This is a genomic window from Xanthomonas hortorum pv. pelargonii, assembly GCF_024499015.1.
Classification (GTDB): Bacteria; Pseudomonadota; Gammaproteobacteria; order Xanthomonadales; family Xanthomonadaceae; genus Xanthomonas; species Xanthomonas hortorum_B.
Genome location: NZ_CP098604.1, coordinates 1,368,288 through 1,384,342, shown reverse-complemented (window position 1 = coordinate 1,384,342; position 16,055 = coordinate 1,368,288). Strand labels below are relative to the sequence as shown.

General features: G+C 65.0%; 10 protein-coding genes, 1 pseudogene and 1 riboswitch. Of the genes and pseudogenes, 8 read left to right on the top strand and 3 right to left on the bottom strand.

From position 1 onward, the window contains the following. The first annotated feature begins 189 nt into the window (after window positions 1-189). On the top strand, window positions 190-735 hold the full coding sequence (locus NDY25_RS06200) for a DUF2058 domain-containing protein (RefSeq protein ID WP_168957068.1): 546 nt from the start codon (window positions 190-192) through the stop codon (window positions 733-735). A gap of 58 nt (window positions 736-793) precedes the next feature. Next, a complete protein-coding gene (locus NDY25_RS06195) occupies window positions 794-1,348 on the top strand; it encodes a DUF3228 family protein (protein ID WP_168957067.1) in 555 nt (184 codons plus the stop codon). A gap of 182 nt (window positions 1,349-1,530) precedes the next feature. On the opposite strand, the gene NDY25_RS06190 is transcribed toward NDY25_RS06195, so the two are convergent. The 3 genes from NDY25_RS06190 to ahcY are packed head-to-tail and all read right to left on the bottom strand — an operon-like array spanning window position 1,531 to window position 4,006. Then, window positions 1,531-1,770, bottom strand: a complete 240-nt coding sequence (locus NDY25_RS06190; RefSeq protein WP_146094702.1) for a hypothetical protein — start codon at window positions 1,768-1,770, stop codon at window positions 1,531-1,533. Between the two features lie 2 nt (window positions 1,771-1,772). After that, window positions 1,773-2,507, bottom strand: a complete 735-nt coding sequence (locus NDY25_RS06185) for a hypothetical protein (RefSeq protein WP_168957066.1) — start codon at window positions 2,505-2,507, stop codon at window positions 1,773-1,775. Window positions 2,508-2,563: 56 nt separating this feature from the next. Next, window positions 2,564-4,006, bottom strand: a complete 1,443-nt coding sequence (gene ahcY, locus NDY25_RS06180; protein ID WP_168957065.1) for an adenosylhomocysteinase — start codon at window positions 4,004-4,006, stop codon at window positions 2,564-2,566. A gap of 31 nt (window positions 4,007-4,037) precedes the next feature. Then, window positions 4,038-4,151: riboswitch (S-adenosyl-L-homocysteine riboswitch) on the bottom strand. Window positions 4,152-4,278: 127 nt separating this feature from the next. Here ahcY and NDY25_RS06175 point away from each other — a divergent pair. The 6 genes and pseudogenes from NDY25_RS06175 to NDY25_RS06150 all read left to right on the top strand — a co-directional run bounded on the left by NDY25_RS06175 (window position 4,279) and on the right by NDY25_RS06150 (window position 15,932). Beyond that, window positions 4,279-6,802: pseudogene (locus NDY25_RS06175) on the top strand (S9 family peptidase). A gap of 401 nt (window positions 6,803-7,203) precedes the next feature. Then, window positions 7,204-9,918: a phosphoenolpyruvate carboxylase gene (ppc, locus tag NDY25_RS06170; protein WP_168957064.1), complete on the top strand. Its 2,715-nt coding sequence runs from the start codon at window positions 7,204-7,206 to the stop codon at window positions 9,916-9,918. Between the two features lie 145 nt (window positions 9,919-10,063). Beyond that, window positions 10,064-10,636 carry a TetR/AcrR family transcriptional regulator gene (locus NDY25_RS06165; RefSeq protein WP_006450143.1) on the top strand — a complete coding sequence of 191 codons (573 nt, stop codon included), beginning with the start codon at window positions 10,064-10,066 and terminating at the stop codon, window positions 10,634-10,636. Next, window positions 10,633-11,670: a DUF4105 domain-containing protein gene (locus tag NDY25_RS06160; protein ID WP_168957063.1), complete on the top strand. Its 1,038-nt coding sequence runs from the start codon at window positions 10,633-10,635 to the stop codon at window positions 11,668-11,670. Before NDY25_RS06165 ends, NDY25_RS06160 begins: the two co-directional genes overlap by 4 nt. A gap of 77 nt (window positions 11,671-11,747) precedes the next feature. After that, window positions 11,748-13,712, top strand: a complete 1,965-nt coding sequence (locus NDY25_RS06155; protein WP_256627973.1) for an esterase/lipase family protein — start codon at window positions 11,748-11,750, stop codon at window positions 13,710-13,712. Between the two features lie 1,017 nt (window positions 13,713-14,729). After that, a complete protein-coding gene (locus NDY25_RS06150) occupies window positions 14,730-15,932 on the top strand; it encodes an OmpA family protein (RefSeq protein WP_343243421.1) in 1,203 nt (400 codons plus the stop codon). Window positions 15,933-16,055 lie beyond the last annotated feature (123 nt).

The window sequence follows — 16,055 nt, the reverse complement described above, 5'->3', positions numbered from 1 at the left end:
ACTCGCCTGGATTGTCTCGCAACTCAACGACGCCAAAGACGTGCCCCGCGCGCCGGCAGGGGATGGGGATGACGCGTGCTGTCCAGGCATGGCCGGCGGATGAAGCAGATGCCCCGGTAAGCGAGCCGAACACCAGGACCACGCGCTGGCCGCTAAACTATGCGCATACCCACCTGCCGACCCATTCCCATGCGCAATCCACTGCAAGAACAACTGCTCAAGGCTGGCCTGGTCAAGAAGGCTCAGGTGGACAAGGTCGCACGTGAGCAGCTCAAGCAACGCCACGCCAAGGGTGCTGCGGTGGCGCCGGCAGACGTGGACAAGGTGGACACCGCGCGTCTGCAGGCCGAGCGCGCCGAACGCGATCGCGCGCTGGCCGAGGAGCGCAAGGTGCAACTTCGGCGGCAGGAACTGCTGGCCCAGGTCCGGCAGATCGTGGAGACCAGCAAGGTCAAGCGCGAGGGCGAGATCGACTACCGTTTCAACGACGGCAGCGTCATCCGCAGCGTGCTGGTCAATCCCACGCTGCGCAGCCAGTTGGCCAGTGGCGCACTGGTGATCGCACGCCACGGCGACGGCTTCGAGCTGATTCCACGCACAGCAGCCGACAAGGTTTACAGTCGCGATGCGGACACCGTGGTGCTGGACCATGGCCGCGGCAGTGCCCCGGCACCGACAGACAGCGACGATGACTATTACAGCCAGTTCAAGGTGCCGGACGATCTGATCTGGTAAGTGGCCGCGTGCGAGGCTGCACGCTACCCTGGCGGTCTTTGTCGCCTCCAACACTGCCATGTCGATCGTTCTAACGCCGTTCGCCCGTACCCGCCTGTTCCCGCGCGGTGGTCGCGGCAACGCCATCAAGGACTGCACGCCCGAGCAGTTCATCCAGCGGCTCAATGACGAAGTGCCGGTGCGCGTGATCGACGGCTATGCGCCGTTCTGCCGGCTGCATGTGCATCGCAACTGGACCTCGACCCGCTGCCTCACCGCGCCGATCACTGACGACAATCGCCACCTGCTGCGTTCCGGCTACGAAGCGCGTAGCACCCAGGAACTGGCGGTGCTGGTGCGTTGGTTCGAAGGTGTCGAACCGCCGGTGGCCGCGTATCTCTTGCCGATTTTGTATAGCCGCGATCAGCTGGCGAAGGAAGGCTCGCCGATCGACGCCGACTGGGGCGTGGTCGGTTGCCTCTATACCACCGAGCCGGAGGAAATTCCGATGGCGCCGATCACGATGTTGCGCAACGCACTGGGCGTGGAAGAAGGCGGCTCCGGCACGCCACTGGATCGCGATGCCTACCGGCGCAGCGTTGCGTTCTGGGAGGCCAATGCGAACTGGCGATAAAGCGTGGTCTTGCCTGTCAGGGTCGCCGCGCAGGCACTCAGTGGGCGGGGAGAGATCGATAAAGCGGGCCTGTAAGGCGCGCCAAGTCGGCTGACGCAAGGCGATGCCAAGTCAATGCCCGCCGCCGTCGACGTGCATGGCGGAAAGGTGTTGCGCGTTGGGCCCGTGTTGACCGGGGCGTCTTAGCCTGCACTTTTGTCGAAGCGGCGGTGCTTGGAGAGGTCGTCGAAGTATCGGCCGTGGCTTCGCTTCAAGTCGGACATGTCATTAGCTTCAAGAACGACGATCTCATCCCCATTGTGCTGTCCTGCCAATCCGATTTCGACTGCGAGTTTATCCTTTGAAGCGGATGTGCCGTCGCGATACTCCGTCAGTCGTACCACGCTTCTCGATTTGCGGTTGTAGTGGACAAGGTAAAACATCCTCAGATTCCCCTCAAAATTTCGCTATTAATAAGAACTCTAGCGCGGGACATTGCGGCTTCAAAGATGCGCTTTGCCTGTTGCTCTTCTTTTCTGATTGATGCCCATTCTTCATTTGAAACCCTCTTTCTTTTCGCACGGGATAGTTCCAATTTTGCCCTGGCGTAGCGTTCGTTTGCTAATTCAGTCGATTCGAGTGATGCGGCGAGTTCGAGCAGATGCCGCAGCAGGTGGTTTGGCCCACCACCATACTTGACTTCCTGTCCATGGAGGTCAGCCATTCTTTCAGAAATACTCGCCCAGTAATTTTGTATCAGCGTTCGCACTTGAACTTCGACTGTCTTGCCTTCTGTTCTGATCAGGACATGTGTCGCGCGATAACCGTTGCTTGTCTCAATCGTACGTTCTACGACGCGTGTATTGTCGAACCACTGCGTCAGTCCATCCACGACTTGAAGTTGCTCTGCAAGCGACCGGGTGATGACCCTGCAGCCTGCAATATCTTGAATTTGAGAAAGCCGGGAGCTTCCGCGACGAAGTTTTTCAACGATAGAAATAGTCGATTTGAACCGCCCTGTCGCTGAGAGGAATAGTTTTTCCTTCAAAATCCGGAGTACATGGTTGTATGCGGGAATAAACCCAGATCGGTGAACCTCAAGCTCGCTCAGTGCCGTTGCATCGTCAACGCCGTCCCTGAGTCGTTCTCCGAGGCGGGTGACTTGACTGTTGCTCAGCAATGCGATTCTCCAAGGTGCCGTGGGAGGGAGGGTTTCTTCCGTCCCACGGCTGAAACTTAGTAGCGGTAATGATCCGGCTTGTACGGACCCGCCACATCCACGCCGAGATAATCGGCCTGGTCCTTGGTCAGGGTGGTCAGCTTGACGCCGATCTTTTCCAGGTGCAGGCGGGCCACTTCCTCGTCCAGGTGCTTGGGCAGGATGTAGACCTTCTTCTCGTAGCTGTCGCGCTTTTCCCACAGGTCGATCTGCGCCAGGGTCTGGTTGGCGAACGAGTTGGACATCACGAAGCTCGGGTGGCCGGTGGCGCAGCCCAGGTTCACCAGGCGGCCGTCGGCCAGCAGGAAGATCGCGTTGCCGTTGGCGAACACGTACTTGTCCACCTGCGGCTTGATGTTGATCTTCTCCACGCCCTTGAGTGCATTCAGCGCATCGACCTGGATCTCGTTGTCGAAGTGGCCGATGTTGCACACGATGGCCTGGTCCTTCATCGCCTGCAGGTGCTCGACGGTGATGATGTCCTTGTTGCCGGTGGTGGTGACATAAATGTCGCCGCGGCCCAGTGTGGATTCGATGGTGTTGACCTCGAAGCCTTCCATCGACGCTTGCAATGCGCAGATCGGGTCGATCTCGGTCACGATGACGCGGGCGCCATAAGCGCGCAGCGAGGCGGCACTGCCCTTGCCGACGTCGCCGTAACCGCAGACCACGGCGACCTTGCCGGCCAGCATCACGTCCATCGCGCGCTTCAGGCCATCGGCCAGCGACTCGCGGCAGCCGTAGAGGTTGTCGAACTTGCTCTTGGTGACCGAGTCGTTGACGTTGATGGCCGGGATCAGCAGCTTGCCGGCTTCGGCGATCTGGTACAGGCGGTGCACGCCGGTGGTGGTCTCTTCGGAGACGCCCTTCCAGTCCTTGACCACGCGGGTCCAGTACCCCGGACGCTCGACGGCTACGCGCTTGAGCAGCGCCTTGATCACGCCTTCTTCGTGCGAAGCCGCCGGCTCGTCGACCCAGGTGCTGCCGTTTTCGAGCTCATAGCCCTTGTGGATCAGCAGGGTGACGTCGCCGCCGTCGTCCACCACCAGCTCCGGGCCGGTCTGGGTGCCGTCGGGCAGGGTGAAGGTCAGCGCGTCCAGGGTGCAGTCCCAATACTCTTCCAGCGTCTCGCCCTTCCAGGCGAACACGGGGGTGCCGGTGACCGCGATCGCGGCAGCAGCGTGATCCTGGGTGGAGAAGATGTTGCACGAGGCCCAGCGCACGTTGGCACCGATGTCCTTGAGCGTTTCGATCAGCACGGCGGTCTGGATGGTCATGTGCAGCGAGCCGGTGATGCGTACGTCCTTCAGCGGCTTGCTCTGCGCATGCTTGCGGCGGATCGACATCAGGCCCGGCATCTCGTGCTCGGCGATGTCCAGCTCCTTGCGGCCCCAATCGGCCAGGGAGAGGTCGGCGACCTTGTAGTCGGTATGTGGGGCGATTTTCGTGACAGCGTTCATGCAATAGCTCCGGTAAGCAGATCAATGTCTGCAATTCGGGGCGCCGTTGAACGATGAATGCTTGTCGAGCCTGGCCGTATTGCCTGCACGGTTTGTGCAGTTGGCGGATCAGTCCGCCATACCGGTCGCAGCGCCCCTCGACGAGAGCGTTGATTATATCGGCAGCACCCCCCTCCGGCATGAATTGGACTGCATGACCCCCAACCAACGGCAGGGGAGTCGCCGACCAACGGCTGCTATGGTCCAGGGTCGATCGAGACCGGGGACGGACAATGCAGGCAAAGCAGAATGCGCAGGGCTGGCGGCAGTACACGTGGGTGTGGGCGGGCGTGTTGGCGCTGAGCGCGCCGCTGCTGGCATCGGCGGCCAGCACGCCGGCTGCGCAGCCCACTGCGGCTGCCAGCGGGTACCAACTGCCCTCGAAGGCGCTGCAGGCGGTGGTGGACGCCCCGCGCGCGCCGCTGCTGCACATCTCGCCCAAACGCGATCTAGCTGCGATGCTGCAAATGCCGGCGCTGCCGGATATCGCCGAAGTGGCCCAGCCCGAGCTGAAGCTGGCTGGTCTGCGCGTCCATCCCAAGACCCATGCGGCCAGCCGGTTTGCCTTCGCCACCAAGCTGTGGCTGCTGTCGGTAGCCGACGGCAGCGAGCGGCAGATCGCCGGGTTGCCGTCGCCACTGTCGCTGGCCACGTTGAGCTGGTCGCCGGATCAACGCTACCTGGCGTTCCGCCGCGAGGATGCGACCAGCGGTGCAAACGAGCTGTGGCTGGTGGATGTGGCGGCCGGGCAGGCGCGGCGTCTGGTGGCCGGCTTGAACACCAGCGTCAACGACGAGTTGGGCTGGTTGCCCGATGGCAGCGGGCTGCTGGTTCAGCAGCAAGTGGCAGGGCAGGGCGCGCCGCCCACGCGCGATGCGGTGCCGGACGGTCCTGCGACCCAGCAGACCAGCGCTGCCGCCGGCGTGCGCTCGCTGCCGACCTATCAGGACCTGCTGCGCAACGAGGCCGATGCGCGCGTATTCGAGTACTACGCCACCGGCCAGCCGATCATCGTCAGCGTAAGCGGGCAGGTGCGCCCGCTCGCCGCGCCCGGTATCTACCTCAACCTGTCGGTGTCGCCGGATAGCCGTTACATCCTGAGCGAACGTAGCGAGCGGCCGTTCTCGTATGTGGTGCCGGCGGACCATTTCGCGCGTCGCATCGAGGTGCTGGACCTCCAGGGCAAGCTGGTGCGGCAAATCGCCAAGCTGCCGCTGGTGGAAGGCCTGCCGACCGGCAACGACGCCGTGCCCACCGGCGTGCGCGACATCAGCTGGCGGCATGATGCACCGGCCACATTGGTCTGGGCCGAGGCGCAGGACGGCGGCGACCCGGCACGCGCCAGCAAGATCCGCGATGCGGTGCTGATGCAGGCCGCGCCGTTCGCGCGTGCACCGGTGACGCTGGCGCAGTTGGGCAGCCGTTTTGACGGCATCCAGTGGGGCCGGGGCGATCTGGCCATCCTCAGCGAGAGCTGGTGGAAGACCCGCCGCACCAAACGGTGGCGCATCGCACCGGATCAGCCGCAGCGCGCACCCGAACTGCTGTGGGACCGTTCCTCGCAGGACCGCTACAACGACCCCGGCACGCCGGCGACGGTGGCCGATGGCAAGGGCCGCGCGCTGCTGCAGACCGGTGCCGATGGCAACAGCCTGTTCCTGCTCGGCAAGGGCGCCTCGCCGGAAGGCGATCGCCCGTTCGTGGACCGCTTCGATCTGCAGGGCAAACGCGCCACGCGCCTGTTCCATTCGCAGGCACCGACCTATTCCGCGCCGCTGGCATTGCTGGATGCGCAAGGCACGCAGTTGCTGCTCAGCCGCGAATCGCCTGAAGAACCGGCCAACTATTTCGTGCAGGCGCTGGGCGATGCAGCGCCTGCGCCGCGTGCGTTGACGCATTTCGCGCATCCCTTGCCGCAGTTGCGCGGCGTGCAGAAGGAGCAGATCCGTTACAAACGCGCCGATGGCGTGGACCTCACCGCCACGCTGCTGCTGCCGCCCGGATACGACCCCAAGCGCGATGGCCCGCGGCCGCTGCTGATGTGGGCCTACCCGGGTGAGTTCAAGAGTGCCGACACCGCAAGCCAGGTCACCGATTCGCCGTACCGCTTCAATGCGATCAGCTACTGGGGACCGCAGGCGTTTCTGGCGATCGGCTATGTGGTGCTCAACAACCCGACCATGCCGATCGTCGGCGAAGGCGATGCCGAGCCCAACGATACCTATGTGCCGCAGTTGATCGCCGATGCGCAGGCCGCCGTGGACGAAGTGGTGCGACGCGGTGTCACCGACCGCGAGCACATCGCCATCGGTGGGCATTCGTACGGCGCCTTCATGACCGCCAATCTGCTCGCGCATACGCGGTTGTTCAAGGCCGGCATCGCGCGCAGTGGTGCCTACAACCGCACGCTCACGCCATTCGGTTTTCAGGCTGAAGAACGCAATTACTGGCAGGCGCAATCGGTGTATCAGGCAATGTCGCCGTTCAACTACGCCGACAAGATCAAGGACCCGTTGCTGCTGATCCACGGCCAGGACGACAACAACACCGGCACTTTCCCGATCCAGAGCGAGCGCATGTTCGCTGCGATCAAGGGCCTGGGTGGCAACGCGCGCCTGGTGATGCTGCCCAACGAGTCGCATGCCTACCGTGCGCGGCAGTCGATCCTGCAGATGCTGGCCGAGAGCGAGCAGTGGTTGAAGACCAATCTCGGCGAGCCAGTGGGTGAAGGAGACCGGCGCTACGCGCACGCGTTGATCGAGAGTGCGCTGGCACCCGTAGGAGCGCGCTCGCGCGCGATGAAGCATCACCGATAAAGCTTCGTCGCGCCCGGGTGCGCTCCTACGGTGGATGCGGCCGCCGCGCGTCCCGGGAAGATTCGCTGCGGCGTCAACACGATTGTCGCGATCACCCGTAGGAGCGCACCTGGGCGCGACCGGGCATGACCAGGACAGCCACACCGCGGAGGAGCGGGCTTGCCCGCGATGGGGCATTACCGGGAAAGCCCCATCGCGCGCCAGCGCGCTCCTACGAGAGCCATCGGTAGGGGGCACTGGCACACGATGGTTCGTGTTGAAACCGTCGCGGCTGTCGCAACCATCTAATCCTTTTGGGTTAGTCTTCGACGACTTTGCGCTTGAAGAGGGTGTGCGTTTCCGATGAACGAGTACCGCAGCAGTCTTGTGTTCGCTACCCCCGATCTTGCCTTGCGCGACGATGTGCGTCGGCTCGGTGCACTGGTCGGTGATCTGCTCGCCGAGCAGGTCTCTGCGGAATTCCTCGAAGAGATCGAACATGTCCGCACCACGGCGATTGCGCGGCGCGAGGGCGATGCACCGCCGTCCACGCTGAGCGAGCAACTGACCGGGCGCGAGCCGCGCGAAGCCGAGTCGTTGGTGCGCGCCTTCAGCACCTATTTCCAGGTGGTCAACATCGCCGAGCGCGTGCATCGCATCCGCCGCCGCCGCGAGTACCAGCGCAGCAGCACCGACACCCCGCAGCCGGATGGCCTGCACGATGCATTGCGCCGGCTCAAGGCGCAGGGCGTGACACTGGACGAACTCAGTGCGTGGCTGCCGCGCATCGACGTGGAGCCGGTGTTCACCGCGCACCCCACCGAAGCGGTGCGGCGCGCGCTGCTGGAAAAAGAACAGCTGATGGTCGCCAGCCTGGTCGACAACCTCGATGGCATGCGCACGCCCAACGAGCGCGCCACCGATGCGGCGCGCTTCCGCATGGCTTTGACCGCCTCCTGGCAGACCGCCGATTCCTCGCCGGTGCGTCCCACCGTGGAAGACGAGCGCGAGCATGTGGGGTTCTATCTCACCCAGGTGCTGTATCGCGTGGTGCCGGTGATGTACGAAACCCTCGAACACGCCATCGAAGAAACCTACGGCAGCGTGCCGACCCTACCGCGGCTGTTGCGCTTCGGCACCTGGGTGGGTGGCGACATGGACGGCAATCCCAATGTGGATGCCACCACCATCGCCGGCACGCTGGATGCGCAGCGACGCGCGGTGCTGGATCGTTACCAGAACGAGCTGTGGCAACTGGCCAGCCTGCTCAGCCAGTCGACCACGCTGGTGGCGGTGAGCGCGGCATTGACCGAGCAACTGGAGCGCTACCGCGCGTTGATGCCGGATGACGCCGCACGCTCGCGTCCGCGCCATGGCGACATGCCGTATCGCCTGCTCAACGATCTGATGCGCGCGCGTCTGCAGGCCACGCTGGACGATGCCAAGGGCGCCTACACCGCACCGTCCGAGCTGGAACACGATCTGCAGCTGATCCTGGACAGCCTGCAGGCCAACAAGGGGCTGCACGCCGGTTGGTTCGCGGTGCGCCGCCTGTTGTGGCGCGTGCGCACGTTCGGCTTTCATCTGGCCCGTCTGGATGTGCGCCAGGAATCGAGCGTGCATGCGCGCGCGGTAGCCGACGCATTGGGCCAGGCTGATTGGGACGACCAGGACGCCAAGCAGCGCGCCGCATTGCTCGGCCCGTATGCCTCCGGCGAACAGGTGCTGCCGCGCGTGGCCGACGAAGGCAATGCACGACTGGATGCGGTATTCGCCGCGCTCGCCGATGCGCGCAGCCGCCACGGCGCCGATGCGTTGGGCAGCTACATCATCTCGATGGCGCACAACCGCGCCGACGTACTCACCGTGCTCGCGCTGGCGCGACGCGGCGGCCTGGTCGACGACGCTGGCGCAGTGCCGCTGGATATCGTGCCGCTGTTCGAAACCGTGGACGATCTGCGCGGCGGCACCGGCACCGTGCAGGATCTGCTCGCCGACCCGGTCTATCGCCAGCATCTGGCCGCGCGCGGCGACACCCAGATGGTGATGCTGGGGTACTCGGACAGCGGTAAGGACGGTGGCATCACTGCCTCGCGCTGGGGCCTGCAGCGCGCGCAGGTGGAATTGCTTGAAGCCGCGGCCGAGCTGGGCGTGCGACTGACGTTCTTCCACGGCCGTGGCGGCTCGATCGCGCGTGGCGGCGGCAAGACCAGCCGCGCGCTGGATGCCGCACCGCGCGGTAGTGTCGATGGCCGTCTGCGTGTCACCGAACAGGGCGAGGTAATCCATCGCAAGTACGGCATTCGCGCGCTGGCCTTGCGCTCGCTGGAACAGATGACCGGCGCGGTGCTGCTCTCCAGCCTGCGCCCGCGTGCGCCCGAGCCGCGCGAGGATCGCTGGCGGCCGGTGATGGATCTGGTCGCAGAACAAAGCACTGTCGCGTACCGCGCGTTCGTTGGCGCGCCGGATTTCATGCAGTATTTCCGCCGCGCCACGCCGATCGACGTGATCGAACGCATGACCCTGGGCTCGCGCCCGTCGCGCAGGCTCGGCCAGGACGCGGCGTTGTCCAATCTGCGCGCGATTCCATGGGTGTTCGCGTGGAGCCAGGCGCGTGCGGTGATCCCGGGCTGGTATGGCGTGGGTAGTGGCCTGCAGGCGGCAGTGGATGCGGGACATGAAGAGACCTTGCGCGAGATGGCGCAGGACTGGCCGTTCTTCCGCACCTTTCTGGACGACGTGGCGATGGTGCTGTCCAAGGGCGATCTCAACATTGCCGAGCTGTTTTCGCGGCTGTCGGGTGACCTGCACGAGCGGTTCTTCCCGGGCATTCGCGACGAACTGGCGCTGACCAAGGGCTGGGTGAAGGCGTTGACGGGGCAGCAATCGCTGCTGCAGCACGACCCGCGACTGGCCTTGTCGATCCGCCTGCGCAACCCCTACATCGACCCGATCAGCGTGTTGCAGGTGGATCTGCTGCAACGCTGGCGTGCCACCGATGGCGAAGACGACGAGCTGCTGCGCGCACTGGTCGCCTGCGTCAACGGCGTCTCGCAAGGCGTGCAGAACACCGGCTGATCCGGTCTGCTGGCTCGGCCGTCGGATCCGACGGTCGAATCCGGCGGCCTGGTCAGACCGTCTGATCAGACCGTTGGTCGGAGAGGGTGCGGATTCGTCAAGCGGACTCTGGCGTTACCGGACAAATCTGTCCGATAATGCCGCCATGACGACTCCCCGCCCTGATGCCGCGCTGCGCCGCCGGCAGATACTCGATGCCGCCGACGAAGTGTTCAGCGAACACGGCGTCAATGCCCCGCTGGAACTGGTGGTGGAACGTGCCGGCCTTGGCCGCGCCACGCTGTACCGGAATTTCCCCGATCGGCTCGCGCTGATGACCGCGTTGATGACCCGTGGCCTGGACGGCCTGGAACGGCTCGCCGCCGATCTGGGCGAGCGCCCGGACGGGCTGGCCGTGCTGCTGCACGACGTGGCCGAGCACATCGCCCAATCCGCACCGCTGGTGGATTTCTGGCGTTCGATCGAACGCGCACACCCGGCCGTGGAAGCGGCCGACCGGCGTGTGGTGCGCATCTTCCTGCCGTTTGTGCATCGTGCCCGCGACGCCGGCCTGTGCCGCGCCGATGTCGACGACGAGCAGCTGCTGCTGGTGATCGACATGCTGGGCAGTTGCCTGCGTGGCAATGACGAATCCGAACGCAAACGGCTTGCCCATCGCTCGGCCGATCTGCTGATGCACGCCTTGGGCATGCAGGTACCGGAAGGCGGCACCAGATGACACCGGCCACGCGGTCCCGCCTCGGTCGCTGGGCGCTGCGCGTGGCGCTGGTGCTGGCCGCGCTATGGGGTGGACTTGCGATCTACTTCGCGATCACTGGCAATGCGTTCGTGCGCGCGGCCTGGGTGGGCTCGTGGTGCGCGATGGCGCTGGCGGCATTGTGGGGCCTGCGCCGTGGCCGCGAGAACTGGGCGTTGGTGGGCATCTTCAGTGCGGCGTTTGCGGTGCTGGCGGTGTCGTGGTGGATGATGCAGCCCAGCCAGGACCGCGACTGGGCCGACGATGTCGCCCAGCGGCTGCAGCCCGAAGTGCACGGCAACATCGTGACGCTGCGCAACGTGCGCAATTTCGATTGGCAGAGCGAAACCGACTACCAGCCGCGTTGGGAAACCCGGCGCTACGATCTGGATCGTCTGGTCAGCGCCGATCTGGCGCTGTCGTACTGGATGGGGCCTGCCATTGCGCACACGCTGGTGTCGTTCGGTTTCGACGACGGCTCGCACGTGGTGTTCTCGCTGGAAATTCGCAAGGAACGCGGCGAGTCGTTTTCGGCATTGGGCGGGTTTTTCCGCAGCTTCGAAGAAACCCTGGTGGCCGCCGACGAGCGCGACATTTTGCGCGTGCGCACCAACGTGCGTGGCGAGGACATGTATCTATATCGGCTGGCGATTCCCAAGGCCGGTCTGCGCCGCATGTTCATGGGCTATGTGCGCATGGCCAACGACCTGAATCGCGCCCCGGCGTTCTACAACACGCTCACCAGCAACTGCACCACGATTGTGTTTGCGCTGGCGCGGCAACTGCAGCCGACGCTGCCGCTGGATCATCGCCTGCTGCTGTCCGGCTACGTGGACGCATACGCCTACGATCATCAGGGCCTGCTGCCCGGCTACGATTTTGCCACCTTGAAGCAGCGCGGGCATTTCACCGCACGTGCGATCGCAGCCGATACGGCGGCAGATTTCTCCGAGCGCATCCGTGTCGGCATGCCGCAGGCCCCGGCGCCAGCCGCCGTCACGAGCGCACCCCGGTGACGTCGCGCCTGCGTGGACGCCGCACCGCTGCAGTGTTGGCGGGTGTGTTGGGCAGCCTGTTGCTGAGCGGCTGCGCCATGGTCACGGTGCAATCGCACAGCAGCGGCGATTACATCGCGCGCACGCGCGGGGATGTGCTCAGCACCGGCGCGTTGAGCCAGGCCAGCAGCGAGACCCAGCAGGTGGCCGGGCTGCAACCCAAGGCCTGCCGCAGCGACCCGTTGCCATGCCTGCAGCAACTCACCAGCGTGGCGGGCATCGGCGAGGAGCGCCGTCTGGCAACGCAAGCCGAGCTATGGACCGCGCATGCGATTGCATTAGGCGGGCGCGACCCGACAACGATGAGCGACGCTGCAGTCGACGCCTGGCTGGAAGCCGCGCGGCATGCGTACGCGTACCTGTTTTTCAGCGCCCGCCCGCCCAGTGCACGTGCGTTCGAAAATCGCCAGACGCAGGTGCGCGACTACTACAACTACGCCGTGCAGCAGGTGATCGAACGCCTGTTCGCACGCGCGCAGCAGACCGGCCAAAACGAGCGCGAACCGACCACCTTGGGCCGCTGGCAGGTGGCGATCGACATGTCTGCGTATCGGTTGCCGGGCGGCGGCAACACGCCACGCGCAATCTTCGCCGCCTCGGCCTTGCGCTTCAATGGGCTGCGCAGCTCCTATCGGCGCGATGGCTTCGGTGCCGAGCTGGTGGCCGAGCTGGTGGCCGAGGTGGACCCGCAAGTGGTCGGCGATCCTGCCGGGCTGGCCTTGCAACAAGCCGCCACTGCAGTCGCATCGCCAGAGCGGCCGTTGCCCACTTTCAGCGAGATGCCGTACGCACCGGCCACGCTGCTGCTGCGTTTCGAAGGCGAGACGCTGGATGCCGTGCTACGCGGCAACATCGCCACCGTGGTGCCGTACGACCCGTATCGCCAGAACGAAGTGGTGTTGCACGATCAGCGCGTGCCGCTGGCGGCCAACTTCACTGCGGCCTATGGCTTGTGGCTGGCCAAATCCGGCTTCGCTGCGCAGTCGTTGCGGTCGATGCTGGGCAGCGCGCGCGGTATCGATCGCCCGCATCTGTATCTGATGCAGCCCTACGATCCCGATCGACGCGTGCTGCTGATGCTGCACGGGCTGGCCAGCAGCCCGGAAGCCTGGGTCAATGTGGCCAACGAGGTGATGGGCGATGAAACGCTACGCCAGCGCTACCAGATCTGGCAGGTGTATTACCCGACCAACGCGCCGGTCGCGGTCAACCGTGCGGAAATCCAGGCATTGGTGGAGCGCAGCCTGCAGCACTTCGACCCGGCCGGCACGGCCATCGCATCGCACGACATGGTATTGATCGGCCACAGCATGGGCGGGGTGATCGGGCGCTTGCTGGTGTCGTCTTCCGGCGACACGTTGTGGAATTCATTGCTGGAAAACTACCGGCTGGAAGGCGAGCGCGGCGCACGCGTGCGCGCGAAGTTGTCGCCGCTGCTGCATTTTTCGCCACTGCCGCAGGTAGACCGCGCCATCTTCATTGCCGCGCCGCATCGCGGTACGCCATTGGCCGAAGGTGGGCTTGGGCGCTTCGTCGGCCGCTTGGTGCGTTTGCCGATCGCCTTGCTGGATCGCTTCGGCGATGTGCTGCAGGACCTGGCCAACAGCGAGCGTGACGGGCAGGGCGGCGGCCCGCGACGCAAAGGCCGGCTGTTGCCGCCGACCAGCATCGACAACCTGCGCGATACCGACCCGTTCGTGCGCGCCAGCATGGACCTGCCGATCTCCCCACAGGTGCATTACCACACCATCGTCGGGCGCGAAAAACCGCAGGTGCCGCTGGCCGATTCCGACGATGGTCTGGTGCCGTATCGCAGCGCACATCTGCAGGGCGCCGAGTCGGAACTGGTAGTGACCTCCTGGCATAGCGTGCAGGAAACGCCGCAGGCGATTCTGGAGATCCGCCGCATCCTGCATGCGCAGCTGCAGGCCGAGGAGGCGGGAAACACGAGTGCGCACGGCGCGCAAGGCGAGATACCGGCTGCACCCTCGGCAACGTTCTGAAAGCAAGCAGAATCGAGACGCCGTTGTGGTCAGCGAATGGTCGGTGCGCATGGCGTTCAATAAAACAGCCGGCCAGCTATCTGGTGCGGTGAGGGCGCCGCGCCCTCGACGCTGCGAGTTGGCTGCAGGGCCCTTGCCCGCCCACCGTCGCGGGACACGCCGCAAGTACGTCCATGTAGGCTCTTACGCGGCATCCATGCCGCGTAAGGTCCCGCGACGGTGGGCGGGCAAGGGCCAGTCGAGAGTGTCGTTTTGCATGGTGCAAGCAATGCATGACGTGCGTCGTTTAGGTGACGGCGCGCCCGATCAGCTTCCAAGACAAGCCGAGAAATAGGCAGGCTTTCAACAAGGCAACCTACTAACTGTCTGGTGCGGTGTCCTCGCCGATTGCGGGACCGTGTGGCGGCATGGATGCCGCCACCGAGCCTCCAGGGATGGATTCACGGCGTGTCCCGCGAGCGGTGAGGGCGCCGCGCGCTCGACGCTGCGAGTTGGTTGCAGGGCCCTTGCCCGCCCACCATCGCAGGACACGCCGCAAGTACGTCCATGTAGGCTCTTACGCGGCATCCATGCCGCGTAAGGTCCCGCGACGGTGGGCGGGCAAGGACAAGTCGAGAGTGTCGTTTTGCATGGTGCAAGCAATGCATGACGTGCGTGGTTTGGGTGACGGCGCGCCCGATCAGCTTCCAAGACAAGCCGAGAAATAGGCAGGCTTTCAACAAGGCAACCTATAACTGTCTGGTGCGGTGTCCTCGCCGATTGCGGGACCGTGTGGCGGCATGGATGCCTTCACCGAGCCCCCAGGGACGGGTTCACGGCGTTTCCCGCGAGCGGCGAGGGCACCGTGCCCTCGACTAACTAGGCTTTTGACTGCATTCACCAAGACGTGACCGACAAAGTCACTGCACTCACGCCTAGCGGCCGCGCAGCGGTTTTGTTCGCCGTTCTTAGCGCATTGTTTACCAGCCTCATGCTATCAGGCGGTTCTCTCGAACACGCTCCAACAAGGAAGACGCGATGCGCAATACGCTGTCGGCAGTGATCTGGGTGCCCTTGCTGCTGGCCGGTTGCGGCCGCGGCGAAGGTCAGAAGAACGCGGCAGACGCTGCGGCTGCAACGCCGCCGGCAGCGGAGACTGCAGCGCGTCCATCCGATGCGCCGCCGGCCACCGATGAGGCGGTGCCCGAGTTCCCGGCCATCCCGTTGATCGTGGTGCCGGACATCGCCGGCGTGACCCCGGCCCAGCGCGCGCTGGAAGCCTCGCTGCAGGACATTCTCGACCCGATCGAAGGTGTCAGCATGGCGCCGGCACGTTGCGGCGATGGCGGCACCCTGATCAACGATGCCGGCATCACCAGCGTCGATGCCAACGGCAATCTGCTGCGCAACGGCGACGGCGGGCTTTTCGACCTCAAGGCCGACGGCAGCGGCGCCGCCAACTTCGACGGCGGCTTGATCCGCGTCAACGCCGACGGCAGCGGCACCATCAATGCGAGCGGCGCCGGCGGCGACGACGCGATCATCCAGGTGCAAGCCAATGGTGCCGGCACCTACAACGGCCCGGCCGGTCTGATCAGCCTGGACGCCAAGGGCGTGGGTACCTGGAACAGCGACAATAGCGGCTTGGTGAACAATCACGGCGATGGCAGCGGCACCTGGAACGGTCCACGCGGCCTGATCACCATCAACGCCGACGGCTCGGGTACCTGGAACGGCCCGGACGGGCTGGTGCAGAACCGCGGCGATGGCACCGGTACCGTCGGCACACCGCCGCGCGAGGTACGCATGCCGCCGCTGCCGAAGGTGCCGCCTGCCGGGCGCTTCCCGCTGCTGCAGAAGTTCGCACCTCCCGGCGCGCCGTGCGGCTATCTGATCACCTTGAACGAACGCATCCTGTTCGACTTCGACAAGGTCGAGATCCGCCCCGATGCCGCGCGCGTACTCGACGTGCTGGCCGCCGCACTCGGCAAGGTCAACACCAAGGACATGCAAGTGCGCGGGCATACCGATGCCAAGGGCAGCGATGCCTATAACCAGGCGCTATCCGAGCGCCGCGCCGATGCAGTACTGGCCGCGTTACGCACACGCGGTGCCGCGCAGTCGGCCGGCGCAAAGGGCTACGGCGAATCGCAGCCGGTAGCGCCGAATACGCTCAATGGACAGGACAACCCCGGCGGGCGACAACTCAATCGGCGTGTGGAAATCTTCCTGCGCACCTGAGTGCAAGCCGATCTGCGCGGCATCGCTCGCATGCAGACGCAGGACCATGCGAGCGCGGACAGGTGACGCATCACGCACGCGGTTCGGGCGTGTGTCGATGGGCTGATGCCGACCCATCTGCAT